The organism is Roseibium marinum (assembly GCF_002906165.1).
Lineage (GTDB): Bacteria > Pseudomonadota > Alphaproteobacteria > Rhizobiales > Stappiaceae > Roseibium > Roseibium marinum.
The window spans coordinates 90,443-111,433 of record NZ_PPCN01000007.1 but is presented as its reverse complement, the minus strand read 5'-3'; the positions used below and the strand labels follow the sequence as shown (position 1 = coordinate 111,433).

Below are 20,991 nucleotides of genomic sequence, written 5' to 3'. Positions count from 1 at the left end.
GACATGCCAATCAATATTACCATGCCGGCCCTTTCTCCGACCATGGAGGAGGGCAACCTGGCCAAGTGGCTGGTCAAGGAAGGCGACAAGGTTTCCGCCGGCGATGTCATCGCCGAGATCGAAACCGACAAGGCCACGATGGAAGTCGAAGCGGTGGACGAAGGCACGGTCGGCAAGATCGTCGTGCCCGGTGGCACTGCCGGGGTAAAGGTCAACGAACTGATCGCAGTCCTTCTTGAAGAGGGGGAGGATGCCGGCGAGATCGATACATCCGGTGGCGGTAGCGCGGCTGCCGCCGCGCCAAGCGCCGAAAAGGTGCCGGCGGTTCCCGAAAGCGCACCGGCAATCGAAGTCGGGGCCAAGGCGGTGAGCGATTCCGTTCCGGCGCCGAAAACCTCGGCAGGAGACCGGATCTTTTCCTCGCCCCTGGCACGCCGTCTGGCGCAATTGAACGGCCTCGACCTGAAGGCGTTGTCCGGTTCCGGGCCACATGGGCGGATCGTCAAGCGCGACATCGAGGCGGCCCTTGCCGCCGGAACAGGCAAGGCCGCTCCGGCCAAAGCCGAGGCTCCGAAAGCGGCTGCTCCGCCCCTTGCGGCAGGTCAGTCCGCCGAGCAGGTGCTGAAACTTTTCGAGGAAGGGTCCTACGATCTTGTGCCACATGACGGCATGCGCAAGACCATCGCCAAGCGCCTGACCGAATCCAAGCAGACCATCCCGCATTTCTACGTCACGCTGGATTGCGAGCTGGACGCGCTTCTTGCGCTGCGGGCACAGCTCAATGACGCGGCTTCGAAGGACAAGGACGGCAAACCGGCCTACAAGCTTTCGGTCAACGACATGATCATCAAGGCCCTGGCGCTGTCGCTGCGCGATGTGCCCGATGCGAATGTGTCCTGGACCGACACGGACATGGTGATGCACAAGCATGCCGATGTCGGTGTCGCCGTTTCGATCCCGGGCGGTCTCATCACTCCGATCATCCGGCGCGCGGAAGAAAAGCCGATCTCCGTCATCTCCAACGAGATGAAGGATCTCGGCAAGCGGGCGAAGGAACGCAAGCTGAAGCCGGACGAGTACCAGGGCGGCACGACGGCCGTTTCCAACATGGGTATGATGGGTGTGAAGAACTTCGCAGCCGTGGTGAACCCGCCGCACGCCACCATTCTGGCTATCGGCGCGGGAGAACAGCGTGCCGTGGTGAAAGACGGCGAACTGGCTGTCGCCACCGTCATGAGCGTGACGCTTTCCACCGACCACCGTTGCGTGGACGGTGCGCTCGGCGCGGCCGTGCTTGGCGCGTTCAGGGGCTACATCGAAAATCCGATGAGAATGCTCGTCTGAAGCAGCTCTCCGGCGCGGCACCCTGCCGCGCCGTTGTCAACGATGACTTCATTCGCCGGGGAACACACCATGGCTGATACCAATTACGATGTGATCATCATCGGATCCGGTCCAGGCGGTTACGTGGCCGCGATACGCTCCGCCCAGCTGGGCTTCAAGACCGCCATTGTCGAACGCGAGCACATGGGCGGCATCTGCCTCAACTGGGGTTGCATTCCCACCAAGGCGCTGCTGCGTTCCGCCGAGATCTATCACTTCATGCAGCACGCCAAGGATTACGGACTGTCCGCCGAGAAGATCTCCTTCGATCCGGCCGCCGTGGTCAAACGCTCGCGCGGTGTCTCCGGCCAGCTCAACGGCGGCATCGGCTACCTGATGAAGAAGAACAAGGTCGATGTCCTGTGGGGTGAAGGCCGGATTTCCAAGGCGGGCGAAGTCACCGTTTCCAAGACCTCCAAAAAGGCCATGGAACCCCAGCACCCGGCGCCGAAGGGCACCAAGGGCGAGGGCATCTACAAAGCCAAGCACATCATCGTGGCGACAGGCGCGCGCCCGCGCGTCATCCCAGGCATCGAACCGGACGGCAAGGACATCTGGACCTATTTCGAGGCCATGGTGCCGCCGGCGATGCCGAAGTCGCTGATCGTCATGGGCTCCGGCGCCATCGGCATTGAATTCGCATCCTTCTACCGCACCATGGGAGCGGAGGTCACGGTCATCGAAATGATGGCGAACATCATGCCGGTCGAGGACCCGGAAATTTCCGGCATGGCAAAAAAGATGATGGAAAAGCAGGGAATCAAGTTCCTGCTCGAAGCCAAGGTTTCCGCCGTCAAGAAGGGCTCCGGCGGCGTGACCGCAACGGTCGAGACCAAGGACGGCAAGAAACAGGATCTGACGGCGGAAAAGATGATCTCCGCTGTCGGGGTCGTCGGAAACATCGAAAAGCTCGGCCTTGAAGAGCTTGGCGTCAAGACCGACCGGGGCTGCGTCGTGATCGACGGCTTCGGCCGCACCAACGTTCCGGGTGTCTATGCGATCGGCGATGTGGCCGGACCGCCGATGCTGGCCCACAAGGCCGAGCACGAGGGTGTCGTCTGTATCGAGAAGATCGCGGGCAAGGATGTCCATGCGACCGACAAGTCGATGATCCCGGGATGCACCTACTGCAACCCGCAGGTCGCCTCCGTCGGTCTCACCGAACCGAAGGCCAAAGAAGCCGGATATGACATCAAGGTCGGGCGATTCCCGTTCATCGGCAACGGTAAGGCGATTGCCCTGGGCGAGCCGGAAGGCCTGATCAAGACGATCTTCGACGCGAAGACCGGGCAGTTGCTCGGCGCGCATATGGTCGGCGCGGAAGTGACCGAACTCATACAGGGCTACGTGGTCGCCATGAACCTGGAGACGACGGAAGAGGATCTGATGCACACGGTGTTCCCGCATCCGACCCTCTCAGAAATGATGAAGGAATCCGTGCTCGACGCCTATGGCCGTGTGCTCAACATGTAGGCGTTTTGCAGGGTATTCTTTGGGTACGGAACGACAGATCCGGACAGCATTTACGGGAACGTGAAGTTGTCCGCTTTTTTCAAACGGGAGGTTTCAGTCATGGACGGAACGGCAATTCTAATCTGGATCGCCATCGGCATCATCGCGGGTTGGCTTGCAAGTGTCATCGTTGGCGGCGGCGGGTTGGTGCGTTACCTGATCACGGGCCTGATTGGCGCATTCGTCGGCGGTTTCCTGTTCAAGATCGCCGGGATCAACTTGAATCTCGGAAATCCTTATGTGACTGAAATCGTCGTGGCCGCCATCGGCGCGATTGTCGTCGTGCTGATCGCGCGGCTGCTGGCCCGCTGATTTCGCGAAAGGGAAACTGCGATGGGATTGATCATAACGGTTATCATCGGCCTCATCGCAGGCGCCGTTGCTCACAGGGTGCTGAACAGCCGAGGGGGCTTTCTCGGTAGCCTGGTCGTTGGCCTCGTCGGAGCGCTGATCGGCGGCGAACTTGCTTCCCTCCTTGACCTGAATGTTACCGGCGGCATCCTCGACCGGCTGATCATTGCCGTACTGGGAGCGATCCTGTTCCTGTTTATCTGGAAGAAGATGTTCAAGTGACGGTGGCGCGCGCGGCGGAGGCTGGAATCGAGGCGTTTCCACTCAGGACGAGCGACAAGCTCCGCTATGGCGATACCGACCGGCAGGGGCATGTGAACAACGCGGTTTTCGCCACTTTTCTGGAAACCGGCCGCGTTGAACTGCTTTATCGTGAAGCTCTTGCGGAAGACGGCGCCGCCTTTGTGATCGCCCGTCTGGAACTCGATTTCCTGGCCGAGATCAACTGGCCCGGCGACGTTGAAATAGGCACGGCGGTGAGTGAAGTCGGGCGAAGCTCGTTCCGGCTCTTCCAGTGCGTGTTCCAGGACGGTGTGCCGGTCGCCAGGGCCGTGACTGTGGTCGTTCAGATGAATGAGGCGACCCGCAAGTCCCAGCCACTGTCCGACAACGCCCGGCAGCGGCTTGAAACACTGGTCAGTTCCGCGGCTGGAACATAGCTGACAACAGGGTTTGAGACTTGACCTTTCAAGGGAATAACGACAGGTAAGCTGTATGGTTACGATCGTCGACACGCTCAATCGCCCGCAGGAAAAATCCGAAGCGCGGCCTCGCCATCCGGAAAAGGCGCATCGCCCGGACAATCCGGTGCAGCGCAAACCGAAATGGATTCGTGTCAAGGCGCCGACGTCGCCGGTCTACCGCGAAACACAGGCCGTTGTGCGCGAAAACAATCTGGTGACCGTTTGCGAAGAAGCCGGCTGTCCGAATATCGGCGAATGCTGGTCCAAGAAGCACGCCAGTTTCATGATCCTCGGCGATACCTGCACCCGGGCCTGCGCCTTCTGCAATGTGCGTACGGGCATGCCCGGTCCCGTCGACACCAAAGAGGCCCAGGGCGTTGCGGACGCGGTGGCCGCCATGGGACTTGAACATGTTGTCGTCACATCCGTGGACCGGGATGATCTCGACGATGGCGGCGCACGGCATTTTGCCGATGTGATCGGCGCCATACGCAAGACGTCGCCTTCAACCACTGTCGAAGTGCTGACCCCGGATTTCCTGCGCAAGGACGGCGCGCTTGAGATCGTGGTCGAGGCGAAGCCGGACGTCTTCAATCACAATCTGGAAACGGTGCCCTCGAAATACCTGACTGTCCGTCCGGGCGCGCGCTATTTCCATTCGATCCGCATTCTTCAGAAGACGAAGGAGCTGGATCCGGAAATGTTCACCAAGTCAGGCATCATGGTCGGCCTCGGCGAAGAGCGCAACGAAGTGCTTCAGCTGATGGACGATCTGCGCGCCGCGGATGTGGATTTCCTGACCATCGGCCAATATCTTCAGCCCTCGAAAAAACACCATCCGGTTCTGTCATTCGTGACGCCGGAGGACTTCAAGGGTTATGAGCGCATAGCTTACGCCAAGGGTTTCCTGAAGGTCTCGGCGAGCCCGCTGACCCGTTCCTCGCATCATGCCGGAGAGGATTTCTCGGATTTGCGTGCTGCCCGCCTGGCCAGGCTCGGGCGCTGAAATCAGGTCATCGGGCTGTCTCACGCCGCTTGCGAAGGCAACGGGGTGAGCCGCCAGAACGTATTGCAACACGGTCAGACAAACTGAATGCCCAGTTATTCATCCAGTCACAAAGTCAATCACAACGCCGGCGACATGTTCCGTCTGGTCGCCGACGTGGAACAGTATCCGCAGTTCGTGCCGCTTTGTCAGGATCTGCATGTCCGCGGGCGCAAGGAGCTCGAGAACGGGGCGACCGTGCTGGTTGCCGACATGACCGTGGCCTACAAGCTGTTCAAGGAAACTTTCACCAGCCGCGTTGAACTGCGGCCCGATGAGCACACGATCCTGGTGGAATACCTCGACGGGCCGTTCAAGCATCTCGAGAACACATGGACCTTCGAAGATCTGGGGGAGGGGACCAGCAACGTCGGGTTCTATATTTCCTATGAATTCCGCAGCCGGACACTCGGCTCCCTGATGGGGGTCATGTTCGACAGGGCCTTCCGGAAATTCTCGAGCGCCTTCGAAGCGCGGGCGGATGAAGTCTACGGGACTTGATTCTTCAATCGGTTCCGTTCGCAGGTCTTTCGATCCGGCTTTGCAGCAATCTATTTGTATTGCTTGAATGCGTCGCGGATAGTCCGGATACGGCTTGATTTCATATCGAGGGTATCGCCGGTTCCGCGAATTTTATCGATTTCCGCGGGCTTGAGGCCGAGATCGTCCAGTGTGGCGAAAGCCTTATAGTTGTCGCAGACTATTTTTCGGCTGGTTCTGGATATGGCGCCGTTGTCTTCTTCCACCACCAGGCTTTGCCCGGCGGCGGCCTGCTCCTCGGTCCAGGCAACGGTGCTCGAAGATACCCAGAAGGTCAGATCGCAATAGCGAGCTTCGTAGTAGCCTTCTTTCGGTTCGCTCAGGATCTCGTGGGATCCTGTGAACCCGCCGTTGGAGTAGTGGGACCGGATGTAGAAATCACTTTGACCAAGCGCTGCCCCGGTCAGAGAGCCACTAGTGGCAATCGCGAAAACCAGGAACGCTATCAAGCGTTTCATTTTGAAATTCCTTATCCAGTGTTCACTTCACCCCAGCGATTTCCGGATTATATGACGTCAGGCTTACTTGAGCCTTACTTGTTTATTTGTGCGCCATGGTACGACCTGGCCGCGGTGTCGACAGCTGTCTTGAAGGAATTTCGAATGGCCGAGAAACGGCTCACGCGATGGACAGGTACGCCATCATTTTGAACCACGATCCTCGGATCTTCCTGAACTCCCAGATCCAGCAAGGTTACCTGCCTTTCAGGATGCGCGCAGATAGGCCGCCAGCCCTTGCCCTGGTTGAACTCGACGCGCACGGCGTTCTCCCGTTCGACTTCAATCTGGGTCCAGGCAACCGTTGCGAACCGGACCCAATAGGGGCGGCCGCAATATTCAACTTCCACCAGTCCCTCCGCCATCCTGTTGTAGATGCGATGGGAACCACGGAAACCGTGATATTCGTCGCGGGAAATAATGTAGGTATCTCCGACCTTGGGCAGGTCGCTTCCTGCAAGGGCATTTGCCGCCCCCAGAAGAAAAACTCCTGCGGCAAGCATTGCATGTTGGATTGACATAACCTTGTCCTGTACCGCGATTTCGCGTTGTAAGTTGGTTCTTCAAGGATCGTCTTTACAGGAAGTCCTTGTAAAAGCCATTTCGCGCGCGAGATGGCTTTTATTAAAATTTTATACTTCCGAATTTCCAGGAACCTGACAACTTGACCAGGGATTGATTTCGGCAGGAAGCACGGGTCACCGGGTGTGATAGCTGCTGTCGGTATTTGCTGGTTCGCCGGTCTGGAACATGGATCCGATAGAGGACAGGCGGCTCTGGCCGGTAGAGCTTGCTTCCTCGGTCTGCAGAACGTCGTCAGCGCTCATGCTGATCCCGAGATCCGTCAAGGTGACCTGATCTTCCGGACCTTCGCAGATAGGCCTCCAGCCGCGGCCGAAATTATACTCGATGCGAACGACATTGCCGCGACGGGTCTCCACTTCCGTCCAGGCGACGGAGTGGCTGCGAACGAAATAGTCCCGGTTGCAGTAAGAAACCTGTTTCAAGCCCTTGTACGGGTCCACAAACAGCTTGTGGCTGCCGACGAAAAATCCGAAGCGGTCCCGCGAAATCAGATAGAAGTCTCCCGGTTGCGCAATTGCTCCCGCGAACGCGGTGCTGCCGAAGCAGGCAACTGCAAAAAGGGTTGCTGAGATTTTCTTCATGTACTGCAGCTTCCGGGGTTACTGAAGGTCAAGATGACGCAAATATACGGATGACGTGCAGGGAATCCAGAAGCAAATACGGGTACCATTAATGAGCTTTTACTCAGGAAACCGCATTTAGAATAGATGTTAAGGCAGTCTGTACGGTCTCAAGGCGGATGGACTTCCTGCCTCGATCGGCAAACCAGCAATGAAAATGACCGGTCGGTCTTCCCTTGCACGCAACCGCGATATGAACCGTGCCGACCGGTTTTTCCTCACTGCCGCCGCCTGGACCGGCGATGCCCGTGACCGATACCGCGACATCCGCGTTGGACCGGGCCAGGGCGCCTTCCGCCATGGCGATGGCGACTTCCCTGGAGACGGCGCCAACCTGACGGATCAGCTCGGCGGGCACACCGAGCATGTCTGTTTTGGCCTCGTTGGAATAGGTGACAAAGCCGCGGTCGACAGCGGCCGAAGACCCGGCGATTTCCGTGAGCGCTCCGCAAATCAGGCCTCCGGTGCAGGATTCCGCGGTGGCCACCATCTTGCCTGCGGCTATCAGGGCATCGAGAACGGTCTGCGCAAGCGGGGCGAGATCGTCCAGACCGCGCGGTGTCCTGTCGGTCATAGCGGCCCCCCTTCACCTTCTTCGAAAGGCAGTCTTACCGTCACGCTGGCGAGGGCCGCGATCCCCTCCTTGCGGCCTGTGAAACCCAGTCTTTCCGAGGTCGTTGCCTTTACTGAAACCCGGGACACCGGCAGGTGGCAGATGCCGGCAATCGATACGCGGATTTTATCCCTGTGCGGACCGATCTTCGGCTCCTCGCAGACGATTGTGACATCGATATGCGCTATCCGGCCGCCCCGCTCCGCCAGCCGGCGGATAGCGTCCTGCTGAAACCTGTCGGAAGATGCTCCCTTCCACATGGGGTCGCTCGGCGGGAAATGCTGGCCGATGTCGCCGTCGCCGATGGCGCCCAGGGTCGCGTCCGTGATGGCGTGCAGAACGACGTCGGCATCCGAATGTCCCTTGAGCTTTTGCGTATGCGGGACAGCCACGCCGCCCAGAATCACCGCATCGCCGTCCTCGAAGGCATGGACATCGTATCCGATGCCGGTGCGGATGTCGGTCAGTTCTGAAAGCGGGAGGTCCGTGGAAACGGCCTGTGGCATGGTCAGCAAACTCGCCTGTTGGGCCGCACGCCTGAGATCGGCTGCAGTCGTGATCTTGAAATTGGCCGGGTCTCCGGCGCTGAGAACGACCGTCATGCCGTCCCATTCCGCCAGACTGGTGTCGTCGGTAAAATTCGTGTGGCCGGATTGCGCCGCGTTCTCGTGAGCCCGGGAAATACGCGAAAGCGGAAATGCCTGCGGCGTCTGTGCGGCCCAGAGACACTGCCGGTCGACTGTTTCCAGGGGGTGGCCGGGCGCTTTCTGTTTCTTGAGCGTATCGACGACCTGCGTAGCGGCAAGCGCGCCTTCCGCCCCCGTGTCGAGTTCACCGAGCAGCCCGTCGATGACGTCATGGGTCAGAAAGGGGCGGGCGGCGTCGTGGATCAGGACATAATCGCAAGGCACCGCTGACAGCGCCTTCAGACCTTCGCGGACGGAACCCTGCCGGGTTTCGCTGCCGAATACGGCCCGCATCAATTTATTCGACCAGTTTTCGTTTGCGGCCGATATGGCATCGTCATATAGGCCGATATCGTCCGGATGGATGACGGTTAGCATATGGGAAATGCGGGGATGATTCCCCAAGGCGTTCAGTGTATGGGTCAGCACCGGCCGACCGGCAAGAAGCCGGTATTGTTTGGGCAGTGAAGTTCGGGGATCCGCCAGGCGTGACCCACGCCCAGCAGCAACAACGAGGGCTGCCGCCGTTTTGGCCATTTTAGGTCTCCTTGCAGGGGGCCATTCCGAAACCATCGGACCGTCTTTAACGAAGAACTTGCACCGACTGCAAATTTTGACTTGTTGCGCTGCGCAAATTGTCTACAATATAGGCAATTCGTAAAATGCACAGGCAATGAGCAAAAGAAAAGAGCCTTGAGTCGCCGCTGATGAAAACGATTTCGATTGGTCATCATGTAATACCCGGCAGGGCCGTGCTTGCGCCAATGTCCGGTGTCACCGATCTGCCCTTCCGCAGGCTGGCCGCAAGATATGGCGCCGGCATGGTGGTGAGCGAAATGGTCGCGAGCGAATCCTTCCTGCGAGGGGACGCGGAAACCCAGATGCGCACGGAAGCTCAGGACAAGGGTCTGCACGTGGTTCAGCTCGCGGGCCGTGAGGCGCGCTGGATGGGTGAGGCGGCGAAGGTCATTGCCGGTCTTGGTGCCGACGTCATCGACATCAACATGGGCTGTCCGGCAAAGAAAGTGACGTCCGGCTATTCAGGCTCCGCGCTGATGCGAGATCTCGATCATGCTCTTTCGCTGATTGAGGCGACAGTGAATGCGGTCGATATTCCCGTGACCCTGAAAATGCGGCTTGGCTGGGACGAGCGGTCCATCAACGCGCCGGACCTGGCGCGGCGCGCCGAGGCCGCCGGTGTACAGCTGATCACGGTTCATGGCCGCACGCGCTGCCAGTTCTATAAAGGAAGCGCGGATTGGCATGCAATCGCGGCGGTGCGGGACGCGGTTTCGGTGCCATTGATCGCCAATGGCGACTGCAGGAGCTTCGAGGACGCGCAGCGGATGCTTTCGGCCGCACGGGCAGATGGCGTGATGATCGGCCGCGGCGCGTATGGCCGGCCCTGGCTGCCCGGCCATGTCAGCCAATACCTGGCAACAGGAGAGCGCCTGCCTCAACCGGCGGGCAATGAACTGGCCGACCTCGTCAACGAACACTACGAAGCTATTTTGAGCCACTACGGCCAGGCACAGGGGCTGCGCATCGCGCGCAAGCATCTCGGCTGGTACATGGACGCGGCGGACGGCGAGGGCGCCTGTCCGGGGGCGGTCCGCAAAACTCTCATGACATCCAGTCAGCCGTCGCAGGTGATGCGCCTCGCCGCCGACTGGTTTTCTTCCTCGAACAAACGGACAGCCGCGTGACGGATACTGTGTCTGCGACAGGCCGGACGGCCGCTCTTGCCAGTGACGGGCCGACCATCCTGGATGCCTTGCCGCATCCGGTGCTTCTCGTTGCGCCCGACGGTGTCATTGAATCGGCCAATATGGCGGCGGAAATCTTCATGCGCTCAAGCGTGTCGGTCCTGCGCCGCCATCCCATAAGCGATTTCGTCCCCTTCGGCAGCCCGCTGCTGACCCTGATCGAACAGGTACGCGAACGCGGCGCGGCGGTTAACGAGTATAAGGTCGACATCGGCACTCCGCGCATCGGCGCACCGAGGGTGGTCGACATAAACGCTGCTCCCGTCGCCGATCGTCCGGGCGCTGTCGTGCTGATGTTTCAGGAACGCACCATGGCGGAAAAGATCGACCGTCAGCTGACCTCAAGGGGAGCCGCGCGCACCGTAACGGGCCTGGCGGCGATGCTTGCCCACGAGATCAAGAACCCGCTGTCGGGGATCCGCGGCGCGGCGCAGCTGATCGAGCAGTCGGTTCCGAACGAAGACCGGGCCCTCACGCGGCTCATCATGGACGAAACCGACCGGATCGTGAAACTTGTCGACCGAATGGAGGTTTTCTCCGACGAACGGCCGATCGAGCGGGAGCCGGTGAATATTCACGTGGTGCTGGATCATGTGAAACGTCTGGCCGACAGCGGCTTTGCCCGCGGCAAGCGGATCCACGAGATCTACGATCCCTCCCTGCCGCCTGTTTTCGCCAACAAGGACCAGCTCATTCAGGTGTTCCTGAACCTGATCAAGAATGCCAGCGAAGCGATCGGCGACGATCCGGACGGCGAGATCCGGATCTCTACCGCCTTCAGGCCGGGTGTGCGGCTGTCCGTTCCGGGCACGGCCGAAAAAGTCGGCCTGCCGCTTGAATTCTGCGTTCAGGACAATGGCCCCGGGGTGCCGGAAGATCTGTTGCCGCACCTGTTCGAGCCTTTCATTACCACAAAAACCAATGGATCCGGCCTCGGGCTGGCGCTCGTCGCCAAGATCATTGGCGACCACGGCGGCGTGATCGAGTGCGACAGCCAGCGGCACAAAACCGTTTTCCGGATCCTGATGCCTGCATATGCAGGCGATGGAAAACTTGTATCCGACAAGTCGAACAAAGGAACTGATTGACCATGCCGACAGGCACGATCCTAGTTGCAGATGACGACGCGGCGATCCGCACCGTTCTCAATCAGGCGCTTTCCCGGGCCGGCTATACCGTCCGACTGACGTCGAACGCCTCGACCTTGTGGCGGTGGGTGTCTTCGGGAGACGGCGATCTTGTCATCACCGATGTCGTCATGCCGGACGAGAATATCTTCGACGTCCTGCCGCGCATGAAAAAGATGCGGCCGGACCTTCCGGTTCTCGTCATGAGCGCGCAGAACACCTTCATGACCGCCATCAAGGCTTCCGAAAAGGGTGCCTACGAATATCTTCCAAAACCCTTTGATCTCAAAGAGCTGACGAGCATTGTTCAAAGGGCGCTTGAAGAGCCGAAGAGACGGCCGGCCGTCGATCTGGATGATTCTGGCGAAGGCATGCCGCTGGTCGGCCGGTCGCCTGCCATGCAGGAAATATACCGGGTCCTGGCCCGGTTGATGCAGACCGACCTTACAGTAATGATCAATGGCGAGTCGGGAACGGGCAAGGAACTGGTCGCGCGCGCCCTGCATGACTACGGCAAGCGGCGCAACGGGCCGTTCGTTGCCATCAACATGGCGGCGATCCCGAGGGATCTTATCGAGGCTGAATTGTTCGGCCACGAGAAAGGCGCCTTTACCGGTGCCCAGAACCGCAGTTCCGGCCGCTTCGAGCAGGCCGATGGCGGAACGCTGTTTCTGGACGAGATCGGCGACATGCCGATGGAGGCCCAGACCCGGCTTCTGCGCGTTCTGCAGCAGGGCGAATACACAACGGTCGGCGGCCGTACGCCGATCAAGACCGATGTCAGGATCGTCGCAGCGACCAACAAGGATCTGCGCCACCTGATCAATCAGGGACTGTTCCGCGAAGATCTGTATTTCCGCCTGAATGTCGTGCCGATACGCCTGCCGCCGTTGCGCGAGCGCGTTGAGGACATTCCCGATCTTGTCCGGCACTTCTTCACGCTTGTCGAAAAGGAAGGCCTGCCTGCCAAGCAGATCGATCAGAGCGCCCTCAATCTGCTGCGCCGCTACCGTTGGCCGGGCAATGTGCGTGAACTTGAAAATCTTGTCCGGCGGCTTGCCGCGCTCTATCCGCAGGATGTGATCAGCGAAAACCTGCTGGAACACGAACTGAGCCAGCCCTCGGTCTCCTCCATGGAGGAGGAGACGTCCGAAACCGTCAATCTCGGCGGTTCCGTGGAACGTTATCTCGCCGGATATTTCGACACCTTTGGCGATGCGCTTCCGCCCCCGGGCCTCTATCACCGAATTCTGCGCGAAGTGGAATACCCACTGATCAGCGCTGCGCTTGCCGCAACGCGCGGCAACCAGATCAAGGCTGCGGAACTGCTCGGGGTGAACCGAAACACCTTGCGCAAGAAGATCAGAGACCTGGACATTCAGGTAATGCGCTCGACGCGTTAGGGTCTTCGAGACTAATTGGCCGGTTGTCCGGAGATGGCAGCCGGCAACAGGGACGTTGCCGGCATCGACAGGCCGCTCGCAGGATCATGGCTTGCGCGGAGTGTTGCGGATAAAAATGGCGGCGTGTCCGGCGACGCCTGGGTGTAGCGAGTCGTCCACCGCATTTTTTCGTCCTTCCGCCAACCCTGTCGCAATTTCGCAACATTGTGTGATAAGTTTGCCGCAAACAGTCTATGAAGCCTGTGCCGCTTTCCTGACGGCATGCGTTTGAGGTCCAATGATATTAGAAGCGGCACAGCAGTCCGTTGCGCAGTCGAGTGCTGCCGGAAGGATCTGGCGACGCGCCGGTCTTGCGATCATGGTTGTTGCACTGATCTCCATCGGTGTGACCTTCGCCATTTTGATGGGGCTGACTTCCATCGATCCCACCCGCGACGTCATCAAGACCGCGATGACGATCAACGGAGCGCTTGCCGCCGTTCTGCTTGGCGTCATCGCCTTCGAGATTCTGAAGCTCTGGCAGGCCCGGCGCCGGGGGCGCGCGGCTGCCAGGCTTCATGTGCGGGTCGTCGCCCTGTTCAGCCTTGTGGCGGCTGTTCCAGCCGTCCTTATGGCGATACTCGCCGCTATAACGCTCGACCGCGGGCTCGACCGGTGGTTCGAGGACCGGACGCGCCAGATCATCGACAACGCACTGACCGTGGCGCAGGCCTATCTTCAGGAACATGCCAGAGTGCTGCGCGGCGATCTGATCGCCATGACCAACGACATCGACCGGGCCAAAGCGGTCTATGAATTCGAACCGTCGCGTTTCGACCAGTTTTTTTCCACCCAGGTGTCGCTGCGCGGCATTCTCGGCGCTTTCATGTTGAACGAAAACGGCGATGTGGTGACGCGGATCATTCTCGATCCCAATGCCGATATTCCGCTGCCGCCCGCCGACAGCTTCTTCAAGGCCAAATCCGGCGACCCGATACTGATCGCCCCGGGAAGTTCCAACATCGTTGGCGGGGTCATGAAACTGTCGGCCTACGACAACTTTTACCTATATGCGGTGCGCGCGATCGATCCGCGCGTGGTTGAATATCTTCGTCTGGCCGAAGACGGTGCGTCCGAATACCAGCAGATGGAGAACAGCCGCTTCGGCGTGCAGGTCGCCTTTGCGCTTGTCTATCTCGGAGTGGCGCTTGTGCTGCTGCTGTCGGCCATCTGGATCGGTTTCGGCTTTGCGAACCGTCTGGTGTCTCCGATCCGTGCTCTGATTTCCGCGGCTGATGAGGTTTCCAGGGGCAATCTCAGCGTCAAGGTCGGGACTGAAAAGTCGGGCGGAGACCTTGCAAATCTTGGCACAACCTTCAACAAGATGACCGGCCAGCTTCTCGGTCAGCGGGACGCGCTGCTGGCCGCCAACGAGCAGATCGACCGCCGCCGCCGCTTCAATGAGGCCGTGTTGTCCGGGGTCTCCACCGGGGTGATCGGCGTCGATGACGAGGCCTCCATCATGCTGATCAACAGATCGGCCCTGGAACTCCTGATGCTGGACGAAGTGCAAATTCTGAACAAGTCGCTCATCGAGGTCGTGCCGGAGCTGAAAGACTGTATTTCGGAAGCCCTGCAGAGCCCGGGGGACAGGCTTCCCGAAACGCAGATCGAGATCGGCAGGGGCGGGCGGCTTCGCACGATCAATGTGCGTATCACCAGTGAACAGTCGACACGCCGCGAACACGGCTTCGTGGTGACGCTGGACGATATCACCGACCTTGTATCCGCGCAGCGCAACTCGGCCTGGGCGGATGTCGCACGCAGGATCGCGCATGAAATCAAGAACCCGCTGACGCCGATCCAGCTGTCCGCCGAGCGTATCCGCAGACGCTACGGAAAACGTATTGAAGAAGACCGGGAGGTGTTCGACCAGTGCATTGACACGATTGTCAGACAAGTCGGCGACATTGGCCAGATGGTCGATGAATTCTCCTCCTTCGCCCGCATGCGCAAGCCCACCAAGTCAAAGGGCGACCTGCGCGAGGCGGTGCGCGATGCCGCCTTCATGCAATCGGTTGCAAATCCGGAAATCAGCGTGAAAGCACTGGTGCCGGAAAAACCGGTGGAGGCGGTCTTCGACGCCCGGCTTGTCGGACAGGCACTCACCAACGTGGTCAAGAATGCGACGGAAGCGGTCAGCGCAAGGACGGGCGAGAATCTGCCGAAAGGCCGGGTCACGGTGGACCTTCGCGGGGCGGCGGGTGACGGCAGCGGACGGATCGTGATCGACGTCATGGACAACGGCATAGGCTTGCCGGAAGAAAACAGAAATCGCCTGCTGGAGCCATACATGACCACGCGGGAAAAGGGTACGGGCCTCGGCCTTGCTATCGTACGGAAAATCCTTGAAGACCACGGGGGCGGTATCGAATTGCTCGACGCTCCCAAATCCAACCCTGAAGATACGGGAACTCTTGTCCGCCTGACACTGGCAGCACATGCCGACAGCGAACCTGAGACCGAGGACAGAGATCAAGCAGTGACGGCCCATGGCGCATGATATTCTTGTCGTAGACGACGAAACCGATATCCGGGAAATGATTGCCGGTATCCTTGACGATGACGGCTACGGAACCCGGACGGCACCGGATTCCGACCGCGCGCTGGCCGCGGTGAAGGAACGCAGACCCTCCCTCGTCATTCTGGATATCTGGCTGCAGGGCAGCCGGCTCGACGGGCTGGCGCTTCTGGATGTTCTGAAGGAATCCGATCCGGACCTGCCGGTGGTGATCATTTCCGGCCACGGCAATATCGAAACGGCCGTTTCGGCAATCAAGCGGGGCGCCTACGACTATATTGAAAAGCCCTTCAAGGCCGACCGTCTCATTCATATTGTCGAACGCGCTCTGGAAGCTTCGAGCCTGAAACGCGAAATCCGCGATCTTAAACAGCGCAGCGGTGAAACCAGCGATATCGTCGGCAATTCATCCTCCGCGCATAACCTGCGCCAGACGATCCAGAAGATCGCCGCCACCAACAGCCGTATCCTGATCATCGGCCCGTCCGGGGCGGGCAAGGAGCGGGCGGCCCGGATGATCCACGATCTCTCGGCGCGCGCCAAAAGCCCGTTCGTCGTCCTGAACGCGGCGACCATCACGCCGGCGCGCATGGAGGAGGAGCTGTTCGGCATCGAGGACGATACCGGCAGCTTGCGGAAAATCGGTGCCCTTGAAGAAGCCCATGGCGGGACGCTTTACCTCGATGAGGTCGCCGACATGCCGGCCGAAACCCAGGGAAAGATCCTCAGGGTGCTGGTCGAGCAGAGTTTTTCCCGGGTCGGCGGCACGCAGAAGGTACAGGTCGACATCCGGATCCTGTCCTCCACGTCAAAGAATCTGGAGGAACACATCGGCTCCGGGCTTTTCCGGCAGGATCTCTATCATCGGCTCAGCGTGGTTCCCCTGCGCGTGCCCGGCCTGTCGGAACGGCGTGAGGATATTCCGGTACTGGTCCATCACTTCATGGAACAGATTTCGGCTGCGTCCGGCATCCCGCTCCGTCCGATCGGCGACGACGCCATGGCGGTTCTGCAGACCCATGACTGGCCGGGAAATGTCCGCCAGCTCCGCAATAACGTGGAGCGCCTGTTGATTCTCAGCCGCGGTGACCCGGACAGCACGATTACGGCCGATCTGCTGCCCGCCGAAATCGGCGAAACCTTGCCGAATCTGCCGACGTCCGGCACCGGCGAGCACCTGATGTCCGTGCCCTTGCGGGAAGCGCGCGAGATATTCGAACGCGAGTATCTGCAGGCCCAAATCAAAAGATTTGACGGGAACATCTCGCGGACCGCCGAATTTGTCGGTATGGAACGCTCTGCGCTTCATCGCAAACTGAAAACCCTGGGCATGACCTAAGAGTAGTGAAGCCTCGGGATTAATCGGCAGAGCGGGAAAGGTTTCCTCCCATGAAAATCGTTATTTGCGGCGCCGGGCAGGTGGGCTACGGAATTGCCGAACGCCTCGCCGCGGAGCAGAACGATGTGTCCGTGATCGATTCCTCGCCGCAACTGATCAATGCCATCGGCGATCAGCTCGATGTGAGGGGGTTCGTGGGGCACGGAGCGCATCCGGATATCCTGGCCCAGGCCGGCGCCGAAGAAGCGGACATGATCGTTGCCGTCACGCTGTATGACGAAGTCAACATGGTGGCCTGCCAGGTGGCGCATTCGCTCTTCAACGTGCCGACCAAAGTCGCCCGTATCCGGGCGCAATCCTATCTGCAGGGCCGGTGGCGCAATCTCTTTTCCCGCGATCACATGCCGATCGACGTGATCATTTCGCCTGAGATCGAGGTCGGCGAAATGGTGCTGCGCCGTCTGGCATTGCCGGGTGCGGTGGAGACGGTCCGGTTCGCGGACGATCATGTGGTGGTTGTCGGTATCATCTGCGAGGAGGACTGCCCGGTCGTCGATACACCGTTGCGCCAGCTGACGGAACTGTTTCCGGATCTGGGCGCCGTTGTCGTCGGCATCTACCGGAACAACCGGCTTTTCGTTCCCAAGAGCAGCGACTCCATCTTGATCGGCGACCTGGCCTATGTTGTCGCGCGGCGCGATCAGGTGCGCCGTACGCTGAGCATTTTCGGCCATGAGGAGCCTGAGGCGGCCAAGGTGGTGATCGCAGGCGGCGGCAATATCGGCCTTTATGTCGCAAAGGCTCTGGAGCAGCGGCAGTCAGGCACGAAAATCAAGCTGATCGAGGCATCGCGCGAGCGGGCCATGGAAGTGGCGGATGAACTCAAACGCTCTGTTATCCTGCATGGCAGCGCACTGGATCAGACCATCCTGAACGAGGCTGACGCCGGCGATGCCGACACGATGGTGGCTCTGACCAACGATGACGAAGTGAACATCCTTTCCTCGGTGATGGCGAAAAAGCTCGGCTGCAAGCGCTCGCTGTCGCTGTTGAACAACCCGAGCTATCCGGCTTTTGCCAATGCCCTGGGCATCGATGCATTCATCAATCCCCGGGCAGTGACCATTTCGCGCATCCTTCAGCATGTGCGCCGCGGCCGTATCAGGGGCGTTCATTCGCTGCAGAACGGAGCGGCGGAAATCGTCGAGGCCGAGGCACTCGACACATCGCCGCTTGTCGGAAAACCCTTGCGGGAGATCGATCTGCCCTCGGGTATTCGAGTGGGAGCGGTTTTCCGGGCCGGCGAAGTTCTGACACCGAACGGCGATCTTCAGATCCAGGCCCAGGACCGAATTGTCATTTTTGCGGTTGCGAGCCGGGTGCGGCAGGTCGAGCAGATGTTCCGGGTCAGCCTGGACTTCTTTTAAGGCGTTTTTTTTAGCGTTTGAGACGCCTTCAGGCCTTGCGTTTGCCAGGTCTTGTGGTCAAATTTCAAAAGAAACCAATCGGTTCGGATCGAACCGCTGTTCTTTGGAGAAAGCATGAGCCGGATTGCCTATGTCAACGGTCAATATGTCCGCCATGCGGATGCTGCGGTGCACGTGGAAGATCGGGGCTATCAGTTCGCCGACGGGGTTTACGAGGTCTGCGAGATCTGGCAGGGCAGGATCGTCGATATGACCCGGCATCTGGACCGTCTCGACAGGTCCCTGGGCGAACTGCGCATTGGTTGGCCGATGACAAGGGCCGCTGTTGAATTCGTGGTGCGTCAGGTCGTGCGCCGAAACAAGGTGCGCAACGGTCTGGTCTATATCCAGGTTACCCGGGGCGTCTCCAGGCGCGATCACTTCTTCCCGCCGGAGGATGTTGCGCCGTCGATAGTCGTCACAGCCCGTTCCACCAGTCCCGAAGCGGCGAGCGCGCAGGCGGCGCAGGGGATTGCGGTGGTCAGCTATCCGGAAAACCGCTGGCCCAGGGTCGACATCAAGACCGTGGCGCTGCTGCCCAATGTGCTGGCGAAACAGAATGCCAAGGAGCACGGCGGCAAGGAAGCCTGGTATGTCGATACAACCGGCTTTGTCACCGAAGGCGGGTCGACGAATGCGTGGATCGTCACGAAGGAGGGCACTCTCGTCACGCGACCGGCCGAGAGCGGGATCCTGAGAGGCATAACCCGGGCAGTTGTTCTTGAGCTTATTGAGAAAGAGGGGCTGACTTTTGAAGAAAGGCCATTTAGCCTCCAAGAAGCCTTCGAAGCGAAGGAAGCATTCGTGACAGCGGCGACGAGTATCGTCATGCCGGTCGTGCGAGTGGACGACAGGATGATCGGAAATGGCCACCCGGGCAGCGTTGCAACCCGATTGCGCGATCTGTTCCATACTGCTACTGATTTTCAGATGGTATGATTCGACTGGGCTTGTTGGGCGGAATTTAGATACAATATAGAACTGAGGCAGCAGTTCTATCTGGTGGGCAATGCAAAAAGCGAGCGGCACGTCAAACCTTAGTGTTTGAATTTGAAAGGTTTTCGACGGTAAGCTGCGTAAACGCCGGATGCTCGGCCGCATCCGGGACAAACAGGATAAAAAGACTGATGGCTGAGCGCGCACAAAATCTTCAAGACACTTTCCTTAATCACGTTCGCAAACAAAAAACTCCCCTGACGATTTTTCTCATCAACGGCGTGAAATTGCAGGGCGTCGTGACCTGGTTTGACAACTTTTGTGTCCTGCTCCGGCGCGATGGACATTCTCAGCTTGTTTATAAGCACGCGATTTCCACAATTATGCCCAACGGACCTGTTCAACTGTTCGATCAGGCTGAGGAAACTGCGGAAAAGGCAAGCTGATTGAAACCCAAGTCTCGCGCAGACGATTTTTCAAAATCCAATGGTTCTGACGAGCCAGGCCAGACATCGCTCAGGCTGAAGGACGCCGGGGTGGACCGGCTGCCCCAGCCTTTTCGTGCGATGATCCTGGAGCCGGTGCTGCAATTGCGCGGCGAAGGAAGCCAGCATGATCTGCGCTCCAACCGGAGCCCGGAAGCACGCCTGGAGGAAGCCGTCGGCCTCAGTGCGGCCATCAATCTAAATATCGTCCATTCGGGTATCGTGCGGATCAGCAACCCGAAGCCCGCCACCTTGTTCGGCGAGGGCAAGGTTGCGGAATTTGCCGGCATTGTTGCCAGCGAGGATCTGGATCTGGTCGTTATCGATCATCCTCTGTCGCCGGTTCAGCAGCGCAACCTGGAACGACGCCTGAAGACCAAGGTGATCGACCGGACCGGTCTCATTCTGGAAATTTTCGGCGACCGCGCGCGCACCAAGGAAGGCCGCCTGCAGGTCGATCTTGCCCATTTGAGCTGGCAGAAAAGCCGTCTTGTTCGGTCCTGGACACACCTGGAACGTCAGCGCGGCGGCGCCGGGTTCATGGGCGGGCCCGGCGAAACCCAGATCGAGGCCGACCGACGGCAGATCCAGGACCGTATCATCGCCTTGCAGAAACAGCTGCAAGGTGTGCGCCGCACCCGAGATCTTCACCGCAAGAAACGCAAGAAGATTCCGCAGCCGGTCGTGGCGCTGGTCGGTTATACCAACGCCGGAAAATCTACACTTTTCAACCGTTTGACGGAAGCAGACGTCTTTGCGAAGGATCTGCTTTTCGCGACGCTCGATCCGACATTGCGCAAGGTTTCCCTGCCTCACGGCAGGGAAGTGATCGTGTCGGACACCGTAGGGTTCATCTCCGATCTGCCGACCCATCTGGTTGCGGCGTTCCGGGCGACGCTGGAAGAGGTGCTGGAAGCCGATCTGATCCTGCATGTGCGCGACATCTCACATGCCGATACGGATGCCCAGGCGGAAGACGTGAAGAAGACTTTGCGCGATCTCGGGGTCGACGCAATTACAGGGGCACCGGTCGTCGAAGTCTGGAACAAGATCGACTGTCTCGATCCCGCTTACCGGCAAAAACTGCTGGAAGATGCGGGCGAGGAAGGGCCGATCGCCCTGTCCGCCCTGACGGGGGAAGGCGTTGACAGTCTCCTGACCCGGATCGATGCCTTCATGGCGCAGCATGACGACATTCTGTCCCTGAAAATTCCGGTCGCGGAAGGGGCGTTGCTGGCGAAGGTTTACCAGATGGCCGAAGTGCTGGAGCGCACGGATGCGGAAGACTACGTGATTGCAGAAGTGCGTGTCTCCGACAAGCAGCGCGGTCCGTTCCGGGAGACTTTCGGCGCCTATATCGTTGATTAGGCTCCTGCCACTCTAGAAACTGATCC

21 protein-coding genes are annotated in these 20,991 nt (G+C 59.5%); 16 read left to right on the top strand and 5 right to left on the bottom strand.

Annotated features, from left to right (window positions below; translation table 11 throughout):
• The first annotated feature begins 3 nt into the window (after window positions 1-3).
• The 7 genes from CLV41_RS16200 to CLV41_RS16170 all read left to right on the top strand — a co-directional run bounded on the left by CLV41_RS16200 (window position 4) and on the right by CLV41_RS16170 (window position 5,475).
• Window positions 4-1,344 (top strand): pyruvate dehydrogenase complex dihydrolipoamide acetyltransferase, encoded by a 1,341-nt coding sequence (locus tag CLV41_RS16200; RefSeq protein ID WP_103223470.1) that lies wholly within the window; start codon window positions 4-6, stop codon window positions 1,342-1,344.
• Between the two features lie 69 nt (window positions 1,345-1,413).
• Window positions 1,414-2,856, top strand: coding sequence for a dihydrolipoyl dehydrogenase (lpdA, locus tag CLV41_RS16195; RefSeq protein ID WP_103223469.1), 1,443 nt, complete (start codon window positions 1,414-1,416; stop codon window positions 2,854-2,856).
• A 99-nt stretch (window positions 2,857-2,955) separates the two neighbouring features.
• Complete coding sequence (locus tag CLV41_RS16190; protein WP_103223468.1) at window positions 2,956-3,207, top strand: GlsB/YeaQ/YmgE family stress response membrane protein; 252 nt, start codon at window positions 2,956-2,958, stop codon at window positions 3,205-3,207.
• Between the two features lie 21 nt (window positions 3,208-3,228).
• On the top strand, window positions 3,229-3,468 hold the full coding sequence (locus CLV41_RS16185) for a GlsB/YeaQ/YmgE family stress response membrane protein (RefSeq protein WP_103223467.1): 240 nt from the start codon (window positions 3,229-3,231) through the stop codon (window positions 3,466-3,468).
• Window positions 3,465-3,905, top strand: a complete 441-nt coding sequence (locus CLV41_RS16180) for an acyl-CoA thioesterase (RefSeq protein ID WP_235867154.1) — start codon at window positions 3,465-3,467, stop codon at window positions 3,903-3,905. Before CLV41_RS16185 ends, CLV41_RS16180 begins: the two co-directional genes overlap by 4 nt.
• 55 nt (window positions 3,906-3,960) lie before the next feature.
• The gene (gene lipA / locus CLV41_RS16175; protein WP_103223466.1) at window positions 3,961-4,935 is read left to right on the top strand and encodes a lipoyl synthase; all 975 of its coding nucleotides are present in this window, start codon (window positions 3,961-3,963) and stop codon (window positions 4,933-4,935) included.
• An 87-nt stretch (window positions 4,936-5,022) separates the two neighbouring features.
• Window positions 5,023-5,475: a type II toxin-antitoxin system RatA family toxin gene (locus tag CLV41_RS16170; RefSeq protein WP_103223465.1), complete on the top strand. Its 453-nt coding sequence runs from the start codon at window positions 5,023-5,025 to the stop codon at window positions 5,473-5,475.
• Window positions 5,476-5,525: 50 nt separating this feature from the next.
• Here the strand turns inward: CLV41_RS16170 and CLV41_RS16165 are convergent, their stop codons facing one another.
• The 5 genes from CLV41_RS16165 to CLV41_RS16145 form a co-directional block, all read right to left on the bottom strand.
• The gene (locus tag CLV41_RS16165; RefSeq protein ID WP_103223464.1) at window positions 5,526-5,972 is read right to left on the bottom strand and encodes a hypothetical protein; all 447 of its coding nucleotides are present in this window, start codon (window positions 5,970-5,972) and stop codon (window positions 5,526-5,528) included.
• Window positions 5,973-6,046: 74 nt separating this feature from the next.
• The gene (locus tag CLV41_RS16160; RefSeq protein WP_103223463.1) at window positions 6,047-6,532 is read right to left on the bottom strand and encodes a hypothetical protein; all 486 of its coding nucleotides are present in this window, start codon (window positions 6,530-6,532) and stop codon (window positions 6,047-6,049) included.
• Window positions 6,533-6,709: 177 nt separating this feature from the next.
• Window positions 6,710-7,177 carry a hypothetical protein gene (locus CLV41_RS16155; RefSeq protein WP_103223462.1) on the bottom strand — a complete coding sequence of 156 codons (468 nt, stop codon included), beginning with the start codon at window positions 7,175-7,177 and terminating at the stop codon, window positions 6,710-6,712.
• Window positions 7,178-7,280: 103 nt separating this feature from the next.
• On the bottom strand, window positions 7,281-7,790 hold the full coding sequence (locus tag CLV41_RS16150; protein ID WP_103223461.1) for a CinA family protein: 510 nt from the start codon (window positions 7,788-7,790) through the stop codon (window positions 7,281-7,283).
• A complete protein-coding gene (locus CLV41_RS16145; protein ID WP_103223460.1) occupies window positions 7,787-9,052 on the bottom strand; it encodes a bifunctional 2-C-methyl-D-erythritol 4-phosphate cytidylyltransferase/2-C-methyl-D-erythritol 2,4-cyclodiphosphate synthase in 1,266 nt (421 codons plus the stop codon). Before CLV41_RS16145 ends, CLV41_RS16150 begins: the two co-directional genes overlap by 4 nt.
• Before the next feature lie 170 nt (window positions 9,053-9,222).
• Between CLV41_RS16145 and dusB the strand changes: the two genes are divergently transcribed.
• The 9 genes from dusB to hflX all read left to right on the top strand — a co-directional run bounded on the left by dusB (window position 9,223) and on the right by hflX (window position 20,965).
• Window positions 9,223-10,221 carry a tRNA dihydrouridine synthase DusB gene (gene dusB / locus CLV41_RS16140; RefSeq protein ID WP_103223459.1) on the top strand — a complete coding sequence of 333 codons (999 nt, stop codon included), beginning with the start codon at window positions 9,223-9,225 and terminating at the stop codon, window positions 10,219-10,221.
• Window positions 10,218-11,369: a two-component system sensor histidine kinase NtrB gene (locus CLV41_RS16135; protein WP_103223458.1), complete on the top strand. Its 1,152-nt coding sequence runs from the start codon at window positions 10,218-10,220 to the stop codon at window positions 11,367-11,369. The genes dusB and CLV41_RS16135 overlap by 4 nt, the downstream gene beginning before the upstream one ends.
• A 2-nt stretch (window positions 11,370-11,371) precedes the next feature.
• Window positions 11,372-12,811 carry a nitrogen regulation protein NR(I) gene (gene ntrC / locus CLV41_RS16130; RefSeq protein WP_103223631.1) on the top strand — a complete coding sequence of 480 codons (1,440 nt, stop codon included), beginning with the start codon at window positions 11,372-11,374 and terminating at the stop codon, window positions 12,809-12,811.
• A gap of 277 nt (window positions 12,812-13,088) precedes the next feature.
• Window positions 13,089-15,353 (top strand): sensor histidine kinase NtrY-like, encoded by a 2,265-nt coding sequence (locus tag CLV41_RS16125; protein ID WP_103223457.1) that lies wholly within the window; start codon window positions 13,089-13,091, stop codon window positions 15,351-15,353.
• Window positions 15,343-16,710, top strand: a complete 1,368-nt coding sequence (gene ntrX / locus CLV41_RS16120; protein WP_103223456.1) for a nitrogen assimilation response regulator NtrX — start codon at window positions 15,343-15,345, stop codon at window positions 16,708-16,710. Before CLV41_RS16125 ends, ntrX begins: the two co-directional genes overlap by 11 nt.
• A 50-nt stretch (window positions 16,711-16,760) precedes the next feature.
• Complete coding sequence (trkA, locus tag CLV41_RS16115) at window positions 16,761-18,137, top strand: Trk system potassium transporter TrkA (RefSeq protein WP_103223455.1); 1,377 nt, start codon at window positions 16,761-16,763, stop codon at window positions 18,135-18,137.
• 114 nt (window positions 18,138-18,251) lie between these two features.
• Window positions 18,252-19,115 carry a D-amino-acid transaminase gene (locus CLV41_RS16110; protein WP_103223630.1) on the top strand — a complete coding sequence of 288 codons (864 nt, stop codon included), beginning with the start codon at window positions 18,252-18,254 and terminating at the stop codon, window positions 19,113-19,115.
• Window positions 19,116-19,300: 185 nt separating this feature from the next.
• Entirely contained in the window at window positions 19,301-19,558 is a 258-nt protein-coding gene (gene hfq / locus CLV41_RS16105) for an RNA chaperone Hfq (protein WP_208987563.1), read from the top strand.
• Window positions 19,559-19,678: 120 nt separating this feature from the next.
• A complete protein-coding gene (gene hflX, locus CLV41_RS16100; protein ID WP_103223629.1) occupies window positions 19,679-20,965 on the top strand; it encodes a GTPase HflX in 1,287 nt (428 codons plus the stop codon).
• Window positions 20,966-20,991: the final 26 nt, after the last annotated feature.

Coding starts and splice junctions, on each gene's coding strand:
- CLV41_RS16185 (WP_103223467.1), top strand. CDS start 3,229: ATGGGATTGATCATAACGGTTATCATCGGCCTCATCGCAGGCGCCGTT.
- CLV41_RS16150 (WP_103223461.1), bottom strand. CDS start 7,790: ATGACCGACAGGACACCGCGCGGTCTGGACGATCTCGCCCCGCTTGCG.
- ntrC (WP_103223631.1), top strand. CDS start 11,372: ATGCCGACAGGCACGATCCTAGTTGCAGATGACGACGCGGCGATCCGC.
- CLV41_RS16110 (WP_103223630.1), top strand. CDS start 18,252: ATGAGCCGGATTGCCTATGTCAACGGTCAATATGTCCGCCATGCGGAT.
- trkA (WP_103223455.1), top strand. CDS start 16,761: ATGAAAATCGTTATTTGCGGCGCCGGGCAGGTGGGCTACGGAATTGCC.
- lipA (WP_103223466.1), top strand. CDS start 3,961: ATGGTTACGATCGTCGACACGCTCAATCGCCCGCAGGAAAAATCCGAA.
- CLV41_RS16125 (WP_103223457.1), top strand. CDS start 13,089: ATGATATTAGAAGCGGCACAGCAGTCCGTTGCGCAGTCGAGTGCTGCC.
- ntrX (WP_103223456.1), top strand. CDS start 15,343: ATGGCGCATGATATTCTTGTCGTAGACGACGAAACCGATATCCGGGAA.
- dusB (WP_103223459.1), top strand. CDS start 9,223: ATGAAAACGATTTCGATTGGTCATCATGTAATACCCGGCAGGGCCGTG.
- lpdA (WP_103223469.1), top strand. CDS start 1,414: ATGGCTGATACCAATTACGATGTGATCATCATCGGATCCGGTCCAGGC.
- CLV41_RS16170 (WP_103223465.1), top strand. CDS start 5,023: ATGCCCAGTTATTCATCCAGTCACAAAGTCAATCACAACGCCGGCGAC.
- CLV41_RS16160 (WP_103223463.1), bottom strand. CDS start 6,532: ATGTCAATCCAACATGCAATGCTTGCCGCAGGAGTTTTTCTTCTGGGG.
- CLV41_RS16165 (WP_103223464.1), bottom strand. CDS start 5,972: ATGAAACGCTTGATAGCGTTCCTGGTTTTCGCGATTGCCACTAGTGGC.
- CLV41_RS16190 (WP_103223468.1), top strand. CDS start 2,956: ATGGACGGAACGGCAATTCTAATCTGGATCGCCATCGGCATCATCGCG.
- CLV41_RS16155 (WP_103223462.1), bottom strand. CDS start 7,177: ATGAAGAAAATCTCAGCAACCCTTTTTGCAGTTGCCTGCTTCGGCAGC.
- hflX (WP_103223629.1), top strand. CDS start 19,679: ATGATCCTGGAGCCGGTGCTGCAATTGCGCGGCGAAGGAAGCCAGCAT.
- CLV41_RS16145 (WP_103223460.1), bottom strand. CDS start 9,052: ATGGCCAAAACGGCGGCAGCCCTCGTTGTTGCTGCTGGGCGTGGGTCA.
- CLV41_RS16200 (WP_103223470.1), top strand. CDS start 4: ATGCCAATCAATATTACCATGCCGGCCCTTTCTCCGACCATGGAGGAG.